This window comes from Sphaerisporangium fuscum (assembly GCF_018531465.1).
Lineage (GTDB): Bacteria > Actinomycetota > Actinomycetes > Streptosporangiales > Streptosporangiaceae > Sphaerisporangium > Sphaerisporangium fuscum.
On the sequence record NZ_JAHDTF010000040.1, the window covers coordinates 14,049 to 33,408 of the forward strand.

General features: G+C 72.5%; 15 protein-coding genes and 1 pseudogene. 3 read left to right on the forward strand and 13 right to left on the reverse strand.

Going from position 1 to position 19,360, the window contains the following annotated elements; all coding sequences use genetic code 11:
• Positions 1-224: 224 nt before the first annotated feature.
• Together nadE and KIK05_RS39520 are read right to left on the reverse strand one after the other, a co-directional pair.
• Positions 225-1,037 carry an NAD(+) synthase gene (gene nadE, locus KIK05_RS39515; RefSeq protein WP_214416078.1) on the reverse strand — a complete coding sequence of 271 codons (813 nt, stop codon included), beginning with the start codon at positions 1,035-1,037 and terminating at the stop codon, positions 225-227.
• A gap of 485 nt (positions 1,038-1,522) precedes the next feature.
• Entirely contained in the window at positions 1,523-2,512 is a 990-nt protein-coding gene (locus KIK05_RS39520) for a hypothetical protein (protein WP_214416012.1), read from the reverse strand.
• A gap of 176 nt (positions 2,513-2,688) precedes the next feature.
• Between KIK05_RS39520 and KIK05_RS39525 the strand changes: the two genes are divergently transcribed.
• Positions 2,689-3,354, forward strand: a complete 666-nt coding sequence (locus KIK05_RS39525) for a thymidine kinase (RefSeq protein WP_308250311.1) — start codon at positions 2,689-2,691, stop codon at positions 3,352-3,354.
• Between the two features lie 193 nt (positions 3,355-3,547).
• On the opposite strand, the gene KIK05_RS39530 is transcribed toward KIK05_RS39525, so the two are convergent.
• From KIK05_RS39530 to KIK05_RS39540, 3 genes and pseudogenes are all read right to left on the reverse strand, one after another.
• A complete protein-coding gene (locus KIK05_RS39530) occupies positions 3,548-4,447 on the reverse strand; it encodes a hypothetical protein (RefSeq protein ID WP_214416013.1) in 900 nt (299 codons plus the stop codon).
• A gap of 261 nt (positions 4,448-4,708) precedes the next feature.
• Positions 4,709-5,458, reverse strand: coding sequence for an SRPBCC family protein (locus tag KIK05_RS39535; RefSeq protein ID WP_214416014.1), 750 nt, complete (start codon positions 5,456-5,458; stop codon positions 4,709-4,711).
• A 272-nt stretch (positions 5,459-5,730) separates the two neighbouring features.
• Positions 5,731-6,036 (reverse strand): annotated as a pseudogene (locus KIK05_RS39540) (GntR family transcriptional regulator); the annotation flags it as partial.
• Between the two features lie 25 nt (positions 6,037-6,061).
• Between KIK05_RS39540 and KIK05_RS39545 the strand changes: the two are divergent.
• Positions 6,062-6,205 carry a hypothetical protein gene (locus KIK05_RS39545; RefSeq protein ID WP_214416015.1) on the forward strand — a complete coding sequence of 48 codons (144 nt, stop codon included), beginning with the start codon at positions 6,062-6,064 and terminating at the stop codon, positions 6,203-6,205.
• Between the two features lie 308 nt (positions 6,206-6,513).
• Positions 6,514-7,677: a phosphatidylinositol-specific phospholipase C1-like protein gene (locus KIK05_RS39550; protein ID WP_250564215.1), complete on the forward strand. Its 1,164-nt coding sequence runs from the start codon at positions 6,514-6,516 to the stop codon at positions 7,675-7,677.
• A gap of 140 nt (positions 7,678-7,817) precedes the next feature.
• On the opposite strand, the gene KIK05_RS39555 is transcribed toward KIK05_RS39550, so the two are convergent.
• The 8 genes from KIK05_RS39555 to KIK05_RS39590 all read right to left on the reverse strand — a co-directional run bounded on the left by KIK05_RS39555 (position 7,818) and on the right by KIK05_RS39590 (position 19,287).
• On the reverse strand, positions 7,818-9,197 hold the full coding sequence (locus tag KIK05_RS39555; protein ID WP_214416016.1) for an L-serine ammonia-lyase: 1,380 nt from the start codon (positions 9,195-9,197) through the stop codon (positions 7,818-7,820).
• Positions 9,194-9,775, reverse strand: coding sequence for a sarcosine oxidase subunit gamma (locus tag KIK05_RS39560; RefSeq protein WP_214416017.1), 582 nt, complete (start codon positions 9,773-9,775; stop codon positions 9,194-9,196). The genes KIK05_RS39555 and KIK05_RS39560 overlap by 4 nt, the downstream gene beginning before the upstream one ends.
• Entirely contained in the window at positions 9,768-12,617 is a 2,850-nt protein-coding gene (locus KIK05_RS39565) for an FAD-dependent oxidoreductase (RefSeq protein ID WP_214416018.1), read from the reverse strand. Before KIK05_RS39565 ends, KIK05_RS39560 begins: the two co-directional genes overlap by 8 nt.
• Entirely contained in the window at positions 12,614-12,898 is a 285-nt protein-coding gene (locus KIK05_RS39570) for a sarcosine oxidase subunit delta (protein ID WP_214416019.1), read from the reverse strand. Before KIK05_RS39570 ends, KIK05_RS39565 begins: the two co-directional genes overlap by 4 nt.
• A 13-nt stretch (positions 12,899-12,911) precedes the next feature.
• The gene (locus tag KIK05_RS39575) at positions 12,912-14,138 is read right to left on the reverse strand and encodes a sarcosine oxidase subunit beta family protein (RefSeq protein WP_214416020.1); all 1,227 of its coding nucleotides are present in this window, start codon (positions 14,136-14,138) and stop codon (positions 12,912-12,914) included.
• Positions 14,135-15,430, reverse strand: a complete 1,296-nt coding sequence (gene glyA, locus KIK05_RS39580) for a serine hydroxymethyltransferase (protein WP_214416021.1) — start codon at positions 15,428-15,430, stop codon at positions 14,135-14,137. The genes KIK05_RS39575 and glyA overlap by 4 nt, the downstream gene beginning before the upstream one ends.
• Positions 15,431-15,451: 21 nt before the next feature.
• Complete coding sequence (locus tag KIK05_RS39585; RefSeq protein WP_214416022.1) at positions 15,452-17,875, reverse strand: GcvT family protein; 2,424 nt, start codon at positions 17,873-17,875, stop codon at positions 15,452-15,454.
• A gap of 422 nt (positions 17,876-18,297) precedes the next feature.
• The gene (locus tag KIK05_RS39590; RefSeq protein ID WP_308250312.1) at positions 18,298-19,287 is read right to left on the reverse strand and encodes an ABC transporter substrate-binding protein; all 990 of its coding nucleotides are present in this window, start codon (positions 19,285-19,287) and stop codon (positions 18,298-18,300) included.
• Between the last annotated feature and the right edge of the window lie 73 nt (positions 19,288-19,360).

Sequence of the window (19,360 nt, forward strand, 5' to 3'; positions counted from 1 at the left end):
TAGTGTTTACTTAACCCGTCCATCCTGCGGAATCAGCAAGAGTCCACAAGGAATCCGGGTTCCATCGGCAGCTAAACCGGACATCCCAGACAACCGTGGCTCTCGGCCGGCCAGGGACCCCGCTGCTGACCGGGACCGGCTCCGTATGGGCTGCCGACCCGGGACCGGCTCCGTGTCGGCTGACCCGGGACCGGCTCCGTGTCGGCTGCTGACCGGGGGCCGGCTCAGGGGGCGATCGGCGGCTGCCGCTTGTGCTCGGTGAGCCGGTAGCGGCGGACGATGGCCGCGAAGGCCGCCTCGTCGACCGGCTTGCCTTCCAGGAGGTCGTCGATGTCGTCGTAGGTGACGCCGAGTGCCTCCTCGTCGGGCCTGCCGGGGTTCAGCGTCTCCAGGTCCGCGGTCGGGATCTTCTCCACAAGCTCGGACGGCGCGCCCAGGGCCTGCGCCAACGCCCGTACACGGCGCTTGGTGAGGCCGGTGAGCGGAACCACGTCGGCCGCGCCGTCGCCGAACTTCGTGAAGAAGCCGGAGACCGCCTCGGCGGCGTGGTCGGTGCCCACGACCAGGCCTTCGTGCCCGCCCGCCACCGCGAACTGGACGATCATGCGCTGCCGGGCCTTGATGTTGCCGTGCACGAAGTCCTGCTGGTGGGCGTCCCGGAAGACCATGCCGCCGGCCAGCAGCGCCTCCAGCGCGGCGTCGCTGGCGGGCTTCACATCGACGGTCAGGACCTGGTCGGGCCGGATGAACTCAAGCGCCAGCCGCGCGTCCTTCTCGTCGGCCTGGGCGCCGTAGGGCAGCCGCATCGCGAAGAACGTCGCCTCCCGCCCGGCGGCACGGACCCGCTCGACGGCGAGCTGGCACAGCCGGCCGGCCGTCGTGGAGTCCACACCGCCGCTGATGCCCAGCACCAGTGAGCGCAGGCCCGTGGAGGTGAGCTGGCCCGCGAGGAACGCCACCCGGCGCTCGATCTCCTGCTGTGCGTCGAAGGACGCGCTCACCTGGAGATCCCGGGCGATCTCCTGCTGCAGGGACATGGACGCCAGGTCGGTCACGGTTGCTCCTCGCTCGGGCCCCTGGGCAGGGCGCCGGGCCGCGGCCACAGGCGCGTATAGGGGACCCCAGCACTCTAGAGGAAGCCTCCAAAACCCTGTCCAACGCCTCCGACCTGGAATCCGGTCGGGGAATACGGAGGCGCTGCGGACGGTCTGACGTTTTCGCCGAGGAGGTGTCCATCACAGGCAAAGACGGGATCTCCTCCTTCGATCCCGAAACCGGCGAGAGCGACCTCCTGGTACCCACCGTCGACGAGCGGGCTTCCCTGAGCACCATCAGGATGCGGCAGAGGTTCCCGTGACCGCTCGAAGCGGAGTAGGCCGCTAAAGCAACCGGCCCCTCTCAGATGAACGCGAACACCCGGACCCCTGCCCGCCGGGAACCCTAGGAAAGCCGATTGCACGAGCCGACGTTCAATGCCCCGCCTCTGTAGAGAACCTCTCCTTCTCTCCGCGGGTGGGTGAACTCAGTCGAAAAGGTCGTCCACCGAGTCCACGGTGACCGCTCGCCTGAGCCATGTCATGAGGAGATCCGGATCGGTGCAGCCGGCGATTCGGGCGCGGGCGGCGGCCGGGATGTGGAGACCTCTGGCGTCCAGGACGGTCAGGACGGCAGTCGCCTCCCCCTTCGCGAGACCCTCTTCCCGCCCTTCTTTCCGTCCCTCTTCCCGCCCCTCTTCCCGCCCCTCTTCTCGGCCCTCTTCCCGCCCCTCTTTCCGCCCCTCTTCTCGGCCCTTCCGGCGTCCCTCTTCTTTCCCCTCCGCGTGCCACCGGTTGACGTACTCGCGGGCGAACTGGCTGCGGTTCTCGTGGACTGCAGCACTCACGATGTCCTCCAGGAGCTTGTGGGCTACTTCTGGTAGCCGGTCGAACACGTAGTCCAAATATAGGCGGGCGCGGTCTTCGTCCAGCGCTTCCAGACCATGTATCAGCGCCTCCAGCACCGGGCCACCCGTCTCGGTGTCGCCGTGCGAGACCGCGGACAGCACGGCGAGTTCGGGGGACGCGCGAGCCTTGAGCGGGTCGGCGACCACGGGGATCTGCTCGGGATGCACCGCGAGCGGGGTTATGGAGCCGCTGGGGCCCAGCGTGATCGTTTGACCGCACCACTTGGCCACGCCCGGATCCGGACAGAGCACCATGAGGGCGGTGTCGCACTTGAGCCGGGCCCGCAGTGCCGCCACGTACACCGGCCAACTCCACTGCTTCTGACGGTCCCGCCGCTGCTGGATCTCCACGACGAGCGCCAGGACCGCCTCGGATGACTGGTTTCGCAGCACCACCACGGAATCGGCGCGGTACTCCACGGGCGCCACCTGGGTGAAGTCGACGGACTCCAGCCGGGCCGAGGCGAAGGGAGGCGGCTGGACGCCGGCCGCGTCGTGCAGTAACTGCACGGCGGTGACCGGGCAGTTACGGATCAGCTCGATAGGCAGTTCGTGATCAAGTTTCGGCACGCGGCATACATTACACTCCGTGGCAGCTTATTTACTCTCTGTTTCAGGAAACCGGCTGAGTGGTAGCGTCCCCGTCCGGCGCCGAGAGGTGGATCGGTGTCCTTGCGGTGGATAGGGGCCAGGCGCCTCAGGTCCCGGACTGCTCGGTTGGCCGGGAATCTGTATGCTGACCGGCCGTGAGTGAAACGTCTGCGCTGTCCGGTACGCCGGTGAGTCCCCGCCGTGACGGCGTGCTGAGGTTCTTCCACGGTCCGATGGACTGCGGGAAGTCGACGCTCGCGTTGCAGATGAACTACAACCACAGCCGCCAGGGCCGGCGGGGGCTGGTGCTCACCAAGCACGACCGCTCGGGCGGGCCGCAGGTCACCAGCCGGATCGGGCTCGGCCTGGAGGCCATCGAGGTCCTCGACGACCTCGACCTGGTCGAGCTGGTGCTGGCGCACGACCGCGTCGACTACCTGATCTGCGACGAGGCGTGCTTCTACACGGTGGACCAGATCGAGCAGCTCGCCGACCTGGTGGACGAGTACGGCGTCGACGTCTACGCCTTCGGCCTGGCCTCCGACTTCCGCTCGCGCATGTTCCCGGCCGCGCAGCGGCTGTTCGAGCTGGCCGACGAGGTGTCGCGGCTGCAGGTCGAGGTGCTGTGCTGGTGCGGGCGGGAGGGCCGGCTGAACGCCCGGGTGGTCGACGGGGTCATGGCGCGCACCGGCCAGCAGGTCGTGATCGCCGACACCGACGGCGCGCAGGTCCACTACCGGGTGCTGTGCCGGCGCCACTACCGCACCGGCGACCTCGGCCACGAGGAGACCGCTCCCCTGGTCACCGCCTCCCCCGCCTGAGCCGGGTACGGGGCGTCCGCCCGCGATGCCTCCCCTCCGGGAGCCGCAGGCATGCCCAAATAGGACGGCCGGCCCCGCGGCACCCGGCCGCCACCGTGCCCCTGCGGGGCTCGCTCCAGGAGGACGGCCGGCCACCCCCACCGCGCCCTTGCAGGAGAGCGACCGGCGCCCGGCCGGGGCCACGAAAAGGCGGTCAGGGGGCGGACGAGATGTCGCGCATGCGGGCGGCCAGGTCGAGGGGGTCGCCGCTGACGAGGGCGGAGGTGGCGCGCCACCAGGCGAACCACTCGCCGCTGCGCCACATCCAGTCGACGTGCTCGACGGCGGCCACCACGTCGGCACGATCGCGCCACCGCTCGCCGACCAATTCGACGCCGGCGCCGTGGCGCAGCGCCCACCGGCGCAGCACCTCGCCGGCGTCGTGGTCGACCGTCACGGTGTACGGGTCGGGGTGCTCGCCGGGCAGGGGGTGGGGGCCGAGTCCCGCGGCCACACCCCAGCTCCACTGCGCCTCGGCGGGCCTGGAGTAGCGGAGCGAGGTGAAGTCGAGGTCGGTGCCGACCCCGCCGGCCCGCTCCACGACCACGGCGTCGACCCGTCCGCCGGAGTCGAACGCCACCACCAGGCGGTCACCGGGAACGGCGTCGCCGGGCAGATCGATGCGGTCCTCGGCCCGCCAGGAGTTCAGGTCAACGGACCCGATCGGTGCGCCCCAGGCGGCGTCGGCCGCGTCGTCGGCGATCCACGCGGCCAGCATCTCGAGCACGGTGAGATCGGTCCAGGGTTCGACGGCGGTGCTGCACGCGAGCACTTCGTCAGGCGCCGGGATCTTGCCGCCACGGCCGGCGGACCACCAGTCCTCGCCGAGCACGGCGGTGCCGACGATCAGGCCGGCGACGGCGGCCAGCTCGCAGGACCGCCGGGTGAGCGGAGCCCCCTGCGCCAGCTCGGCACAGCGGGCCGTGCGGTCGTCACCGAGCACGGCTCTCGCCCCATCGAGCAGCGAGGCGGACGTCGGGTGCTCCTCACCCAGCAGGTCACGGATGAGCCGCCGGGCCTCCGATCGAGCGTCCTCCGCGCGGAACTCTCGCATGCCTTCCACGTTACGCCCGGAGATCCCTTGCCGCGAGGCTCCGCGAAGATCGGCGGGCCCGCACCGGCTCGCCTCCCTGCAGGTGAACGCCGGTCGCCTCTCGCCCTGCGGCTTGCCACGCCTTGACGCAACCTTTCCGGCAACCTTGCCCAAGCCTTTCCGACCGGCGAAGGCGAGGAGCCGACCGGCGGCGGCCGGCGTTTCCGGCGGGCACAGCCGAGGAGCCGACGGACGGCGGCCAGCGTTTGCGACCGGCGACGGTCAGCCTTTCCGGCCGGTGCGGCCGAGGAGCCAGCCGATGACCGCGCTGCCGAGGGCGACACCGGCCCCCATGCCGAAGGCCGTCAGCACCGGCCAGACCCGAGCCTCGGCGCTGCGCTCACCCCGTGGCCGTTCGTACACGGTCTCGCCGACGGGCCGCCCGACCGGCGCCGCGACCGAGGACGATCCGGCCGCCGGGCCCGAGGGCACGACCGCTGCGGCGGGGACGGTCCCGGCGGCCGGGAGGGTGCCGACGGCGGGGACGGTCTCCCCGGTGGGGGCTGTCTCGGCGGCGTGCACGAGCGCGGGCGCGCCGTGCAGGTGCCGGTCGACGGCGCTGAAGAACTCCCCGGCGGTCTTCTTCGCCACCGAACCGAGCATCCGCTGGCCCACCCCGCCGATCATGCCGCCCACGATCGCCTCGGCGTCGTAGTCGACCCGGGTGGAGCCGCCGTCGACCTCGCTCAGCGTGATGCGCACGGTGGCGTCGACGGTGCCGGGCGCTCCGGCGCCGCGCGCGCGGAGGGTGAACCGCTCGGGCTCCTCGGGGTCGGACAGCGCCACCTCGCCCTGGTAGACGCCCTTGATCGAGGCGACACCCGCGGCGACGGTCATGCGGTAGGTGTCGCCGCCGGTGGCCTCGAGCCGCTCGCACCCGGGGATGGTGCGCACGAGGACCGAGGGGTCCTGGAGGGCGGCCCAGACCCTGCCCCGCTCCGCCCCGACCACGGCACTGCCGACGACCTTCATGGACACCTCCGATGTCGAGAGACTAGAGACTCGCGCGCACCACGGATAAGGGCAACTTCTGCCCGTCGGCGGCCCCTCGGCTCGTCAGGTCTGACGGGCCACGGGACGGACCGGACGGCTCCCGGACGGACCGCGCGACTCCGAGACGGACCGCGCGGCTCCCGGACGGACCGGGGAGCCCCGAGACGGACCGGACGGTGCTCGATTGCCTCGCTCCGACCGCGAGGGGCGCCCCTTGGGGCGGCGGCCTTCCTCGTCATCCGGAGTCTTCCTCACCCTCGCTCCTCGTCAGGCCACCGCCACGCCCCTCGGGGATCAGTCTCGCAGGTTGCGCGGACCTGGGCCGGCAGCACCCGGGTGGTGACCTCGCATCCCTGCGCGCGCAGCTCGTCGGCGAAACTGCGCAGGGCCTGCAGGCGGTAGGCGGCCAGCGGCGGGCTGACGAAGGTGCCCCGGCCGGGCTGCTGGACGACCAGCCCCTGGTCGGACAGCGACCGGAGCGCCTGCCGCAGGGTCATCAGGGTCCCGCCGAGCGAGGCGGCGGGCTCGCGCTGCGGCGGGAGGGCCTGGCCGGGCCGGTAGACGCCGCGCCCCGAGCACGCCGTGGAGGCCGCGACCTACGCGGACGGGGTGGCCATCGGCGCCGCCCTCATGCGCCGCGTCCTGTCCGGCGCGGGCCCCGCCGAGGTGGCCGCGGACGTCGCGGCGTTCCGCACCGCACTGGACGCCCACCAGGGGCGGTCCTGACCTTTCCGCCTCCTCATTACGGCAGCCGTGCGCCTGATGGCGGACGGCGGGCCGGCACAGGGGGTACCCGCCGTACGGCGGCGCCGGCTTCGCCGCACCCCCTCCCACCGCCCCGGCGCCGATCGACCACAACACCGAAGCGAGGAGACAGGACGGTCCACCGTAGGCCGAGGCAGGACGGGCGGGGCCGGGGATGGGTGGTTTGTTGGGAATTCATCGGGAGTAGTGGGATTTATCATCTGCTTGATCACGGGATAGGCCACGCTTACGACTTGTCATACGGACATCTCGTGCCCATGGAGGCCCCGTTGCCGTCCCGTCCTGTTCGGATCGTCCTGGGTGTCGCCGCGGTGGTCGCGGCGGCGGCGCTGCTCGCGGTCCCCACGTCCGGCGCCGCCGCGGCAGGGGCCCGCGGGGAGGTCCGGTTGAACCAGATCCAGGTGATCGCGACGCACAACAGCTACCACCGGGAGCTGACCGACGCCGAGAAGGACGTCCAGCGCAGAACCGACGCGAACTGGTGGAACCTCGCCTACTCCCACGCCGCGCTGCCCGTCCAGTTCTCGCGCGAGCGGGTGCGGAGCATCGAGCTGGACATCTTCCCCGATCCCCAGGGCGGCCTCTACACCGCTCCCCTGGTGCGCCGGGACGCCGGCCTCGCCGTCGACCCGGACCCCGACCTCGCCAAGCCGGGCATGAAGGTGCTGCACTGGGCCGACCACGACTACGGCACGTCCTGCTCCACGCTGGTGAAGTGCCTGCGGCAGGTGCGTGAGTGGTCCACGGCCAACCCGGGGCACGTGCCGGTGCCGATCCTGCTGGAGTTCAAGCAGACCGACCCGGCCATGGAGGCCCTCGGCGGGGCGAAGAGCCCCAAGTGGGACACCACGCTGATGGACCGGCTCGACGCCGAGATCCGCTCGGTCTTCCCGAAGAACGCGCTGGTCACCCCGGACGACATCCGCAGGCCGGGCCTCACGCTGGAGCAGTCGGTGCTCAAGTACGGCTGGCCGGCCCTCGCCTCCTCGCGCGGCAAGGTGCTCTTCCTGATGGACAACCAGGCGGCCGACGTCCAGGGGCCCTACACGGACGGGCGTCCGAACCTCGAGGGCCGGGTGCTGTTCACCAACTCGCGCCCCGGCAGGCCGGACGCCGCGTTCGTCGAGCAGAACGAGCCGGGCGGGGCGAACACCGCGCAGATCCAGGACCTGGTGGCGAAGGGGTACTTCGTGCGCACCCGCGCGGACGTGCCGTTCACCGAGGCCAGGTCCGGTGACACCTCCCGGCTCGCGGCCGCGCTGGCGAGCGGCGCGCAGGTGGTCAGCACCGACTTCCCGGCCGTCGGCCTGGCCGCCCGTTACGGCAGCGACTACGTGGCCGAGCTCCCGGACGGGCTCACCGCCCGCTGCGATCCGGTGAACGCCCCGCGCCACTGCGACTCGGACCGCCTGGAGACCCTCCGCGGGCACTGAGCTCCCGGGGGTGCCGACGGGCCGCCGGCACCCCCGGGCGGGGCCGCCGAACCGTACGGGAAGCGGCCGGAGTCGGGCGCGGGACAACGTCACGACCCGCCTCAGCATCCGCTCGGGACGTGCTGGTGCCGCGCGCGCCGTCAGCACTCGATGACGTTGACGGCGAGGCCGCCGCGGGCCGTCTCCTTGTACTTGATCTTCATGTCGGCGCCCGTCTCGCGCATCGTCTTGATCACCTGGTCGAGGGAGACGTGGTGGGCACCGTCGCCGTGCAGGGCCATCCGCGCGGCCGTGATGGCCTTCACCGAGGCGACCGCGTTGCGTTCGATGCACGGGATCTGCACCAGTCCGCCCACCGGGTCGCAGGTCAGGCCCAGGTTGTGCTCCATGCCGATCTCGGCGGCGTTCTCGACCTGTTCGGGTGACCCGCCGAGCACCTCGGCGAGCCCTCCGGCGGCCATCGAGCAGGCGGACCCCACCTCCCCCTGGCAGCCGACCTCGGCCCCGGAGATCGAGGCGTTCTCCTTGAACAGCACCCCGATCGCCCCGGCCGTGAGCAGGAACCGCACCACGCCGTCGTCGTCGGCGCCGGGCACGAAGCGGGTGTAGTAGCTCAGCACGGCCGGGACGATGCCCGCCGCGCCGTTGGTCGGGGCCGTGACCACCCGGCCGCCGACGGCGTTCTCCTCGTTCACCGCCAGCGCGGACAGCGTGACCCACTCCATCGCGCGCAGCGGGTCGGCCGCGTCGGAGGCCGACCGCCGCTCCAGCGCGCGGCGCAGCTCGGCGGCGCGGCGGCGCACCCGGAGCCCGCCGGGCAGCGTGCCGTCCCTGCTGGAGCCGCGCTCCACGCACTCGCGCATCACCCGCCAGATGTCCAGCAGCCGGTCGCGGATCTCCCGCTCCGGACGCCAGGCCTTCTCGTTCTCCAGCATGATCGCGCTGACCGGCAGGCCGGTGGCCCTGGTGTGCGCCAGCAGCCCCGCGCCGGTGCTGAACGGGTACGGCACGGGGGTGGTGTCGGGCACCACCCGGCCGGGGCCGGTCGCCGACTCGTCGACGACGAAGCCCCCGCCCACCGAGTAGTACGTGCGCTCGCGGACGACGCCCCCGGCGGCGTCGCGCGCGGTGAAGACCATGCCGTTGGAGTGGTACGGCAGCCGCTGCCGGCGGTGCATGACCAGGTGCTCGTCCTCGGTGAACCGGATCTCGTGCTTGCCGAGCAGCCGCACGAGGCCGGTCTCGCGGATCTGGCGCAGCAGCGGCTCCACGGCGTCGACGTCGACCGTCTCGGGCGCCTCTCCGGACAGGCCGAGCAGCACGGCCTTGGGGCTGCCGTGCCCGTGCCCGGTGGCGCCGAGCGAGCCGTACAGCTCGGCCCGGACCGTCGTGACCTCCTGGAGGAGGCCGTCGCGCGCGAGGCCCTCGGCGAAGGTCCTGGCCGCGCGCATCGGGCCGACGGTGTGCGAGCTGGACGGGCCGATCCCGACCTTGAACAGGTCGAAGACGCTGACGGTCATGCGCTCCGTCCGGCCGGGTCGTCCTGGAGGTACTCGGTGGCGGCGTCGAGCAGCCAGTCGGCGAGGTAGCCGGCGAACGACGAGCGGACGAAGATCCGGAAGTCCTCGTCCTCCCTGGCGGCGAGCACGACCTGGGCGCGGGCCAGCATGGTCTGGACGCAGCGTCCCGGGCCGAAGACGCGCGGGTGCAGGTCGACGGCGCAGCCGTGGGCGAGCACGTCGCGAGCGCGCGGCCCGGCCAGGCGCACGGTGGTGCGGTGCGCGGAGACGTCGGTGACGGCGGCGTGCCGGGTCCCGGCGGCGGCCCGAAGACGCGCCTCCAGGTACTCGTCGCCGGGCGCCCCGACGACCAGCCACTCGTCCGGGCCCAGCCACAGCAGGTCGGCGCCCTCCCCGCTCGCGCACGTGCCGGGCTCGGTGGGCAGCGGGACGCCGAGCGCGAAGGCGATGTCGGCGGCGGCCGGGCTCTTGGGGTCGACGCGCAGGTTGACCTGCGTGAGGAAGGGGATCTCCTCGACGCGCAGGTTCCGGCTCGACACGGGCGTGAACCGGGCCGGCGGGCTCGATCGGTCAGCCATCGCGGCGCGCTCCCTTGGGGTCGTAGAGGACGTGGTGGGTGACGGTCACCGGGATCAGCTCCTCGCCGACCGGCGCGTACAGCCGCTCGCCGATCCGGTCGCGCCCACCGCTGACCAGCGCGAGCGCGAACGTACGGCCGAGCGCGGCGCTGCGGTAGCCGGAGGTGACGAAGCCGAGCATCGGCACCGGCGGCTCGGGGAGCCGGTCGCACGCCACGATCTGGGTGCCTTCGGGCAGGAGCACGCCGGGGTCCTCGGGGAGCAGCCCCACCAGGTGCCTGCGGTCGGGCCGGACGGTGTCGGCGCGGGCGAGCGACCGCTTGCCGACGAAGTCGGGCTTCTTCTTGGAGATGACCCAGTCCATGCCGAGGTCGGCGGGGGTGACGGTGCCGTCGGTGTCCTGACCGACGATCGGGTACCCCTTCTCGGCGCGCAGCACGTGCATGGTCTCGGTGCCGTACGGGGTGACGGCGCCGGTCCCCATGATCGCCTTCCAGAGGGCGAGGCCGTGCCAGGCGCTGACGTTGATCTCGTAGGCGAGCTCGCCGGAGAAGCTGATCCGGCAGACCCGCGCCGGGATGCCGGCCACCTCGGTGTCACGCCAGGTCATGAAGGGGAAGGCGGCGTTGTCGACGGCCAGGTCCGGGGCGAGCCCGGCGAGCACCTGCCGGGAGCCGGGCCCGGCGAGCGCGACGGTGGCCCACTGCTCGGTGACCGAGGTGCAGTACACCCGCAGGTCCGGCCACTCGGTCTGCAGCCACTCCTCCATCCAGTCGAGGACGGCCGCGGCGTTGCCGGTGGTCGTCGTGACGAGGAAGCGGTCGTCGGCGAGGCGGATCACCGTGCCGTCGTCGAACACCATGCCGTCGGCGCGGCACATCACGCCGTAGCGGATGGATCCGACCTTCAGGGTGCTCATCATGTTCGTGTAGAGCCGGTCGAGGAACTCGGCGGCGTCCGGGCCCTGAACGTCGATCTTGCCGAGGGTGGAGGCGTCCATGGCGCCCACCGCCTCGCGCACGGCCCGGCATTCGCGCAGGACGGCGGCTTCCATGTCCTCCCCGGGCCGCGGGTAGTACCACGGGCGCTTCCACTGGCCGACGTTCTCGAACGGCGCGCCCGCCGCGACGTGCCACTCGTGCAGCGGGGTGACGCGGACGGGGTCGTGCAGCGCCCCCCTGTCGCGCCCGGCGAGGGTGGCGAACGACACCGGCGTGTACGGGGCGCGGAAGGTGGTGGTGCCGAGCCCGCCGACGTCCACGCCGAGCGCGTGGGCGACGACTCCGCTGGTCAGGACGCCGGAGGTCTTGCCCTGGTCGTGGGCGGTCCCCGCGGTGGTGTACCGCTTGACGTGCTCCACCGATCGCAGCCCGGCCCCGGTGGCGCGCAGGACGTCGGCCACGGTGACGTCCCGCTGGAGGTCGACGAAATGGCCGCTGTAGTCACCGGCGGGCACCAGCCAGACGTGCTCGCCGTCCGCGGTGGCGTCGGCGGCCGGCGCGGCGGCGTCCGACGGGGCGGCCTCGGACGGCGCGGTGGTGTCGGCGGCGCGGAAGCCGGTGGCCTCGGGCGGCGCGGCGGCGCGGAAGCCGGTGGCCTCCGCCGCCCGCGCCCCGGCCAGGGCTCCCTCGGTCAGGCAGCCCTCGAGGCCGGAGAGCCCGCGCGCTGCCCCCGCCACCTCCACCGCCTGGCGGACGGCTCCGGGGACGAACGAGCCGAGCCGCTCGTCGTAGCGCAGCTCGCCCCCGGCCTGGCTGAACAGGTGGACGGCCGGGTTCCAGCCGCCCGAGACGAGCAGCAGGTCGGCCTCGATCTCGCGTCCCGATCCGGTCCCGGAGGCGGGCGCGACGGTGACCGAGCGCAGAACCCCTTCCTCGTCGGCGGCCGTGCCCGTGACGACGAACCCCTGGAGGCTCTCCCACTCCGCCGAGGCCCCGCCGCCGGGCCGGGTGTCGGCGACGGCGGCGATCTCGACGCCGGCCGCCGCGAGGTCGCGGGCGGCGGCGTAGGCGCTGTCGCCGGAGGTGAACACCACGGCGCGGCGGCCGGGAAGCACGCCGTACCGGTTGACGTACGCCCGCGCGGCCGAGGCCAGCATGACGCCGGGCCGGTCGTTGCCCGCGAAGGCGATGGGACGCTCGTGCGCCCCGGTGGCGAGGACGACGCGGCGGGCGCGGATCCGCCAGACGCGTTCCCGGCTCGCCGCCCGCTCGCCCCGCCGCTCGACGGCGATCAGGTAGTTGTCGTCGTAGTAGCCGATCACGCTGGTCCGCCGCAGCACCCGCGTCTCGGGCAGCCCCGCCAGCTCGGCGGCGACGGCGGCCACCCAGTCCCGGGCGGGCCGCCCGTCCACGACGCCGCCGGTGTCCGGCAGGCTTCCTCCCGGTTCGGGGCGGTCGTCGGCGAGGATCACGCGGGCGCCGGTCCGGGCGGCGGCCAGGGCGGCGGAGAGCCCGGCGGGCCCGGCGCCCACGACCAGCACGTCGCAGTGGGCGTGCGTGGCGTCGTAGCGGGCCGGGTCCGGGCGGTCGGCCAGCCGTCCCTTGCCCGGCAGCCCGGTGGCCACGAGCCCGTCGTACAACTCGACGGTGGTGGCCTGCAGCATCGGCTCGGGGAAGGGGTGCTCGATCTGGACCAGGGCGTTGGGCTCCTCGGTCCACGCGCCGAAGATCCCGCGCGGGCGGCCGAGCTTGACGCTGGTCGCCACGGTGCGCACGCCGTTGGCCAGCAGCGCGGCCGCGAGCGTGTCGCCCCGGTATCCCTCGTGGTCGAGGCCGTCGAACCGGAATCCGACGATCTCGCCCTCGTGGCCCGCCCTCCGGAAGGCCTGCCGTCCGCTCATGCGATCTCCTTCGAAGGCCTCGGCTCGCCGGGACGGTACGCGGTGCCGATCTCGCCGGTGGCGGTGTCGCGTTCCAGGTTGAACCAGCGGCGGCAGCCGGCCGTGTGGCTCCAGCGCTCGGCGAACCAGCCCTTGGGGTTGTCGCGGAAGAACAGGTAGCGGCCCCACTCCTCGTCGGTCAGGGCGGCGGGGTTCTCGGGGTAGGCGACGTGCGCCTGGCCGCCATAGTGGAACTCTGCCTCGTCGCGCGGCCCGCACCACGGGCATGGGATCAGCAGCATCGGTCGAGCTCCTTCAGTGGGCCACGGCGGCGGCGCCGTGCTCGTCCACGAGCGCGCCGGTGGTGAAACGTTCGAGGGAGAAGGGGGCGTTGAGCGGGTGCGGCTCGCCGGTGGCGATCGTGTGGGCGTAGCACCAGCCGACGCCGGGCGTGGCCTTGAAGCCGCCCGTCCCCCACCCGCAGTTGACGTACAGCCGCTCGACCGGGGTGAGGCCCATGATGGCCGAGGCGTCGGGGGTGACGTCGACGACGCCGCCCCAGGTGCGCAGCACGTGGGCCCGGGCGAACACCGGGAAGAGCTCCAGCGCGGCCGCCATCTGCCGCTCGATGATGTGGAAGGCGCCGCGCTGCCGGTAGGAGTTGGCGGCGTCGACGCCGGCGCCCATGACAAGCTCGCCCTTGTGGGCCTGGCTGACGTAGACGTGCACGGCGTTCGACATCACGACGGTCGGGTGGACGGGCTCCAGCAGCTCCGACACCAGGGCCTGCAGGGTGTGGCTCTGCAGCGGCAGTTCCACCCCCGCCGTCCCCGCCACCACCGAGGAGTGGCCGGCGGCGCACAGCGCGACCGTGCCCGCCGCGATGCGTCCCCTGGTGGTCCGCACGGCGACGGCCCTGCCGCCGGTGACCTCCACGCCCGTGACCTCGCAGTTCTCGATCAGGTGGACGCCCATCGCCGCCGCCGCGCGGGCGAACCCCCAGGCGACGTAGTCGTGCTTGGCGATGCCCGCGCGGGGCTGGTAGGTCGCGCCGAGCACCGGGTAGCGGACGTCCGGCGAGATGTCGACGATCGGGCAGACCTCCTTGACCTCCTCCGGGGTCAGCCACTCGGCGTCCACGCCGTTGAGCCGGTTGGCGTTGACGCGGCGGACACCGTCGCGCACGTCCTGCAGGCTGTGGGCGAGGTTGAGCACGCCGCGCTGGCTGAACAGCAGCGGGTACCCGAGGTCGTCCTCCAGGCCCTCCCAGAGCTTCAGCGCGTGTTCGTAGATGCCCGCGCTCTCGTCCCAGAGGTAGTTGGACCGGATGATCGTGGTGTTGCGGGCCATGTTGCCGCCCGCGAGCCAGCCCCGCTCCAGTACGGCGACGTCGGTGATGCCGTGGTTCTTGGCCAGGTAGTACGCGGTGGCGAGGCCGTGGCCGCCGCCGCCGACGATCACCACGTCGTAGGAGCTCCGGGGCTCGGGGCTGTCCCACAGGTGGTCGGCGTGCTCGGGAAGCTCCTCCCGCCGGCCGGTCATCGGGCCTCCCCGGCGAGGCCGGCGTAGAGCGGGTGCTTGGCGGCGAGGGCCTCGACGCGTCCGCGCAGGTGGGCGAGGTGGGCGTCCTCGCCGCCGCCGGCCAGCGCGCGGGCGATCACGTCGGCGACCTCCTCGAAGTCCGGGGCCTCGAAGCCGCGCGTGGCGAGGGCGGGCGTGCCGATCCGCAGGCCCGAGGTCACCATGGGCGGCCGGGGGTCGAAGGGGACGGCGTTGCGGTTGACGGTGATGCCGACGGCGTGCAGCCGGTCCTCCGCCTCCTGGCCGTTCAGTTCCGACTCGCGCAGGTCGACCAGGACGAGGTGGACGTCGGTGCCGCCGGAGATGACCTTGACGCCCGCCTCGGCGGCGTCCGCGGCGAGCAGGCGGCCGGCGAGGAGACGCGCCCCCTCGAGGGTGCGCCGTTGCCGGTCGCGGAACCACTCCCCCGCCGCGATCTTGAACGCCACGGCCTTGGCGGCGATCACGTGCTCCAGCGGGCCGCCCTGCTGGCCCGGGAACACCGAGGAGTTGATCTTCTTGGCGAGGTCCGCCGTGGAGAGGATCACCCCGCCGCGCGGGCCGCCGAGGGTCTTGTGGGTCGTGGTGGTCACCACGTGCGCGTGGGGCACCGGCGAGGGGTGCAGCCCGGCGGCGACCAGGCCGGCGAAGTGCGCCATGTCGACCAGCAGGTAGGCCCCGACCTCGTCGGCGACGGCCCGGAAGGCGGCGAAGTCGAGGTGGCGGGGGTAGGCCGACCAGCCGGCGATGATCAGCTTGGGCCGGTGCTCGCGGGCGAGCCGCGCCACCTCGTCCATGTCGACCAGGTTGTCGCTCTCGCGCACGTGGTAGGCCACCACGCGGTAGAGCCGGCCGGAGAAGTTGATGCGCATGCCGTGGGTGAGGTGGCCGCCGTGGGCGAGGTCGAGGCCGAGGATGGTGTCGCCCGGCTCCAGCAGCGCCGCCATGGCGGCGGCGTTGGCCTGAGCGCCCGAGTGGGGCTGGACGTTGGCCGCCTCCGCGCCGAACAGGGCCTTCACCCGCTCGATGGCGAGGCTCTCGACGACGTCGACGTGCTCGCAGCCGCCGTAGTACCGCCTGCCGGGGTACCCCTCGGCGTACTTGTTGGTCAGGACCGATCCCTGCGCCCGCATGACCGCCTGTGGCGCGAAGTTCTCCGAGGCGATCATCTCCAGCGTGGAACGCTGCCGGCGCAGCTCGGCGTCGATCGCCGCCGCGACCTCCGGGTCGACCTCGCCCAGGGGCAGGTCCGCCTGTGATTCGGGTGCGCTCATGATGTCTGTCTCCATTCGTCCCTAGCCGCGCAGGCGTTCCATCGCCGGGTCGTAGAGAGGCTCCTCCGCGACGGTCGCGGGGACGCGGCGGTCGAAGTAACCGATGTGGACGACCTGGCCGGGGGTGGACAGCTCGGCCGGCAGCCAGGCGTAGGCGATGCCCTTGCCGATGGTGTAACCATAGGCGGCGCTGGTGACGTAGCCGACACAGCGCCCGCCGTCGTACACCGGCTCCTTGCCCATCACCACGGCCTGCGGGCCGTCGATCGTCAGGCAGGTCAGCCTGCGGCGGACGGCCGCCTTGCGCTCGGCCAGGGCGGCGCGGCCGACGAAGTCGCCCTTGTCCTCCTTGACCGCGAAGGCGAGGCCCGCCTCGTAGGGGTCGTGCTCGAAGGTCATGTCGGTGCCGAAGGAGCGGTAGCCCTTCTCCAGGCGCAGGCTGTTGAACGCGCCGCGCCCGCCCGCCAGGACGCCGTACGGCCGTCCGGCCTCCCACAGGGTGTCCCACAGTTTCAGGCCCATGTCCGCGGTCGTGTAGAGCTCCCAGCCGAGCTCGCCAATGTACGACAGGCGCAGCGCGGTGACCGGCACCGAGCCGATGTGGGCCCGCTTGGCCCGGAAATAGCGGAAGCCCTCGCGGGAGAAGTCGGCGGCGGTCAGCGGGCTGATCACGTCGCGGGCGCGGGGGCCCCACAGGCCGATGCAGCAGGTGCCGGCGGTGATGTCGCGGACGGCGACGGAGCCGTCGGACGGCAGGTGCCGGTGGAACCAGTCGAGATCGAGGTTGCCGTTCGCGCCGACCTGGAAGAGGTCCCCGCCGAGGCGGGCGACGGTGATGTCGCTGCGGATGCCGCCGTCGGTGTCCAGCAGCAGGCAGTAGGTGACCGAGCCGACGGACTTGCCGACGTCGCCGGTGGTCAGGCGCTGCAGGAAGGCCGCCGCTCCCGGGCCGGCGACCTCCAGCCGTTTGAGGGCGGTCATGTCGTACATGGCGACCCCCTCGCGGGAGGCCTGCGCCTCGGCGCCGACGATGGGCGACCAGTAGCGGGCGGCCCAGTCGCCGGGGTACGGGATGTCGCGGCCCTCGGCCAGGGCGGCGTTCGCGCCGTACCACTGCGGGCGCTCCCAGCCGTTCGCCTCCAGGAAGACCGCCTCCAGCTCGCGCTGCCGGGTGTAGAAGGGGCTGGTGCGCAGCGGGCGCAGGTTCTCCGGCGGCTGCAGCGGGTGGATGATGTCGTAGACCTCGACGAAGCTCTGACAGTCGCGGGCCAGCACGTACTCCGGGGCGAGCTGGTGGGGCTCGAACCTGTTGACGTCGCACTCGTGCAGGTCGAACGTCGAGCAGTGGCCGTCGACCAGCCACTCGGCCATCGCCCGCCCCACGCCCGCCGAGTGGGTCACCCAGACCGCCTCGGCCACCCAGAAGCCCTTGACCTGCGGCGACTCGCCCATCAGCGGCATGCCGTCGGCGGTGAAGGAGAACAGGCCGTTGATGCCCTCCTCGAGCGCCGACTCCTTGGTGGAGGGCAGCAGCGACTGGGTCTCGGTCCAGGCGGGCGCGAAGTCGTCCTCGGTGAACCTCAGCACCGACGGCATGACCTCGGCCTCGTCGGGTCTGGCGATGTCCTCGGCGCGGACCGGCATCGGCCGGTGGCCGTAGTAGCCGATGCCGAGCCGGTCGAACTTCTCCCGGTAGTACAGGTCGGCGTCCTGGTGGCGCAGGATCGGGCGGGAGGCCTCCTCGGCGTGCCCGGCGAGGGCGGGGACCGGGGCCGTCCAGGCGAGCTGGTGGGCGAGCGGGGTCAGCGGGAGCGCCATGCCGACCATGCCCGCGACCTTGGGGCCCCAGATGCCGGCGCAGCAGACGACGAGGTCGGCGGGGATCTCGCCCTGGTCGGTGACGACGGCGGCCACCGCGCCGTCGGCGACCCGGACGTCGAGGACCTCGTGCCGTTCGAGGACGCGCACGCCGCGCCCGGCCGCCAGGCGGAGCTGCGCCTCGACGGCGGGCACGGCCTTGGCCAGGCCGTCGGTGGGCACGTACAGGCCGCCGAGGACGCGGTCGGGGTCGAGCAGGGAGTGCTTCTCGACGCACTCGGCGGGGGTGAGCAGCCGGGCCTCGACTCCCCAGGCGGTGATCCAGCCGTGCCGCCGGTGGAGCTCGGTGAGCCTTTCGGGGGTGGTGGCGACCTCCAGGCCGCCGACCTGGAGGAAGCTGTCCAGGGCCACGAACTTCTCGACGGTGTAGCGGGCCATCTCGGTCATGGTCTTGGACGAGTTGGCCTGGAAGACCAGCCCGGGGGCGTGCGAGGACGATCCGCCGGTGGCGGGGACGGAACCCTGGTCGACGACGGTGATGTCGTCCCAGCCCCTGGCCGAGAGCTCGTCGGCGAGGGCGGCCCCGACTACTCCCGCTCCGATGATGACGACGCGTGGGCCTGCCATACACTCCTCCGCCGTTGCGTAATTTGAAACGTAGTGCGCTTCTCGCAACAGATTGTCTCCTGGGAATCCCGCTGTCAAGAAGCCCCAACTGCGAATTTGCCTCCCATACACACACGTATCGGGCGCGGCAGGAACGCCCTACGACGTCCCACCGCGCCCGATGCCCCGACGGGGCCCCAGCCCCTCCGCCCCGGTCCACCACCCCACCGCACAACGGCGCCGCCTTCGCCGTAGATCGTCCCCACCGCCCCGGCGCCGAGAGGAGCCCAGGAGGCCCCGCCCCGGGTCGAACCCGGACCGGCCCCGCCCTCCTCACTCGCCCGGTGCCTTCGAACGGCGCCGGAACGGTGGGGGCGGGCTACGGCGGAGCCGGCGCCGGGGTGCGGCGGTAGCCTCGGCGGCCCGGCCGAGGCCGCCGATGATCACTTGCTCGCGAGCCAGGCCTTGACCTTGTCGGGGTTGGCCTCCACCCACTTCTTGGCGGCCTCGTCGGGGGTCATCTTGTCCTCGGCGATGTACTTGGCCACGAGGTTCTGGTCGTCGTTGGTCCAGGTGAAGTTCTTGACCAGCCGGTAGGCCGGGCTGCCGGAGTCGGCGAACCTCTTGCTCACGATCTTGTTCAGCGCGTACGGCGGGTAGTCGCAGGCCACCTTGGCGGCGTCGGCGTCGCAGCCCTCGGTCCAGGCCGGCAGGTTCACCTTGACGAGCTTCACCTCCGACAGGAACCACTGCGGCTCGTAGAAGTAGCCGATCATGGGCTTCTTCTGCGCCTCGGCCTGGCGGAACCCGGTGATCAGCGCCGCCTCGCTGCCGGCGTAGACGACCTTGTAGTCCAGCTTCAGGTTCTTCACCAGGGCGGCGTCGTTGGTCACGAACGAGGGATCGCCGTCGAGCAACTGGCCCTTGCCGCCGGACTCGGAGGTCTTGAACAGGCCGGCGTACTTGTTGAGGTTCTTCCAGTCGGTGATGTCGGGGTACTTCTGGGCCATCCACGGCGGCACGTACCAGCCGATGACGCCCTTGTTGCCCGTGGGGCCGGCGTCCTCGGCGACCTTCTGGTCGTCGATGTACTTCTTCTTCAGGTCCGGGTGGCCCCAGTTCTCCACGACCGCGTCGACCTCGCCGGTCGCGAAGCCCTGCCAGGCCACCTCCTCCTTGAGGTCCTTCTTCTTCACCGTGCAGCCGAGCTGCTTCTGGGCGACGTAGGCGATCACGGCCGCGTTGGCCTCGTATCCCACCCAGGGGTTGATGGCGAGGTTGAACGTGCCGCACGACTTGCCGCCCGCGGCGCCGCCCTGACCGGACGTCGACGGGCTCTCCCCCACCTTCGCGCCACCGCACGCGGAGACGAGGAGGCCGGCGGTGGAGGCGAGCGCGACCACCCGCATCCCCGCGAATCTCGTAAATCTCACCAGGGTCCTCCTGAGTCCAAGCCGCCGAGGGGGCGGCCGTTCACCCGCCGCCGCTCGGACCGGCGGCGGGAAC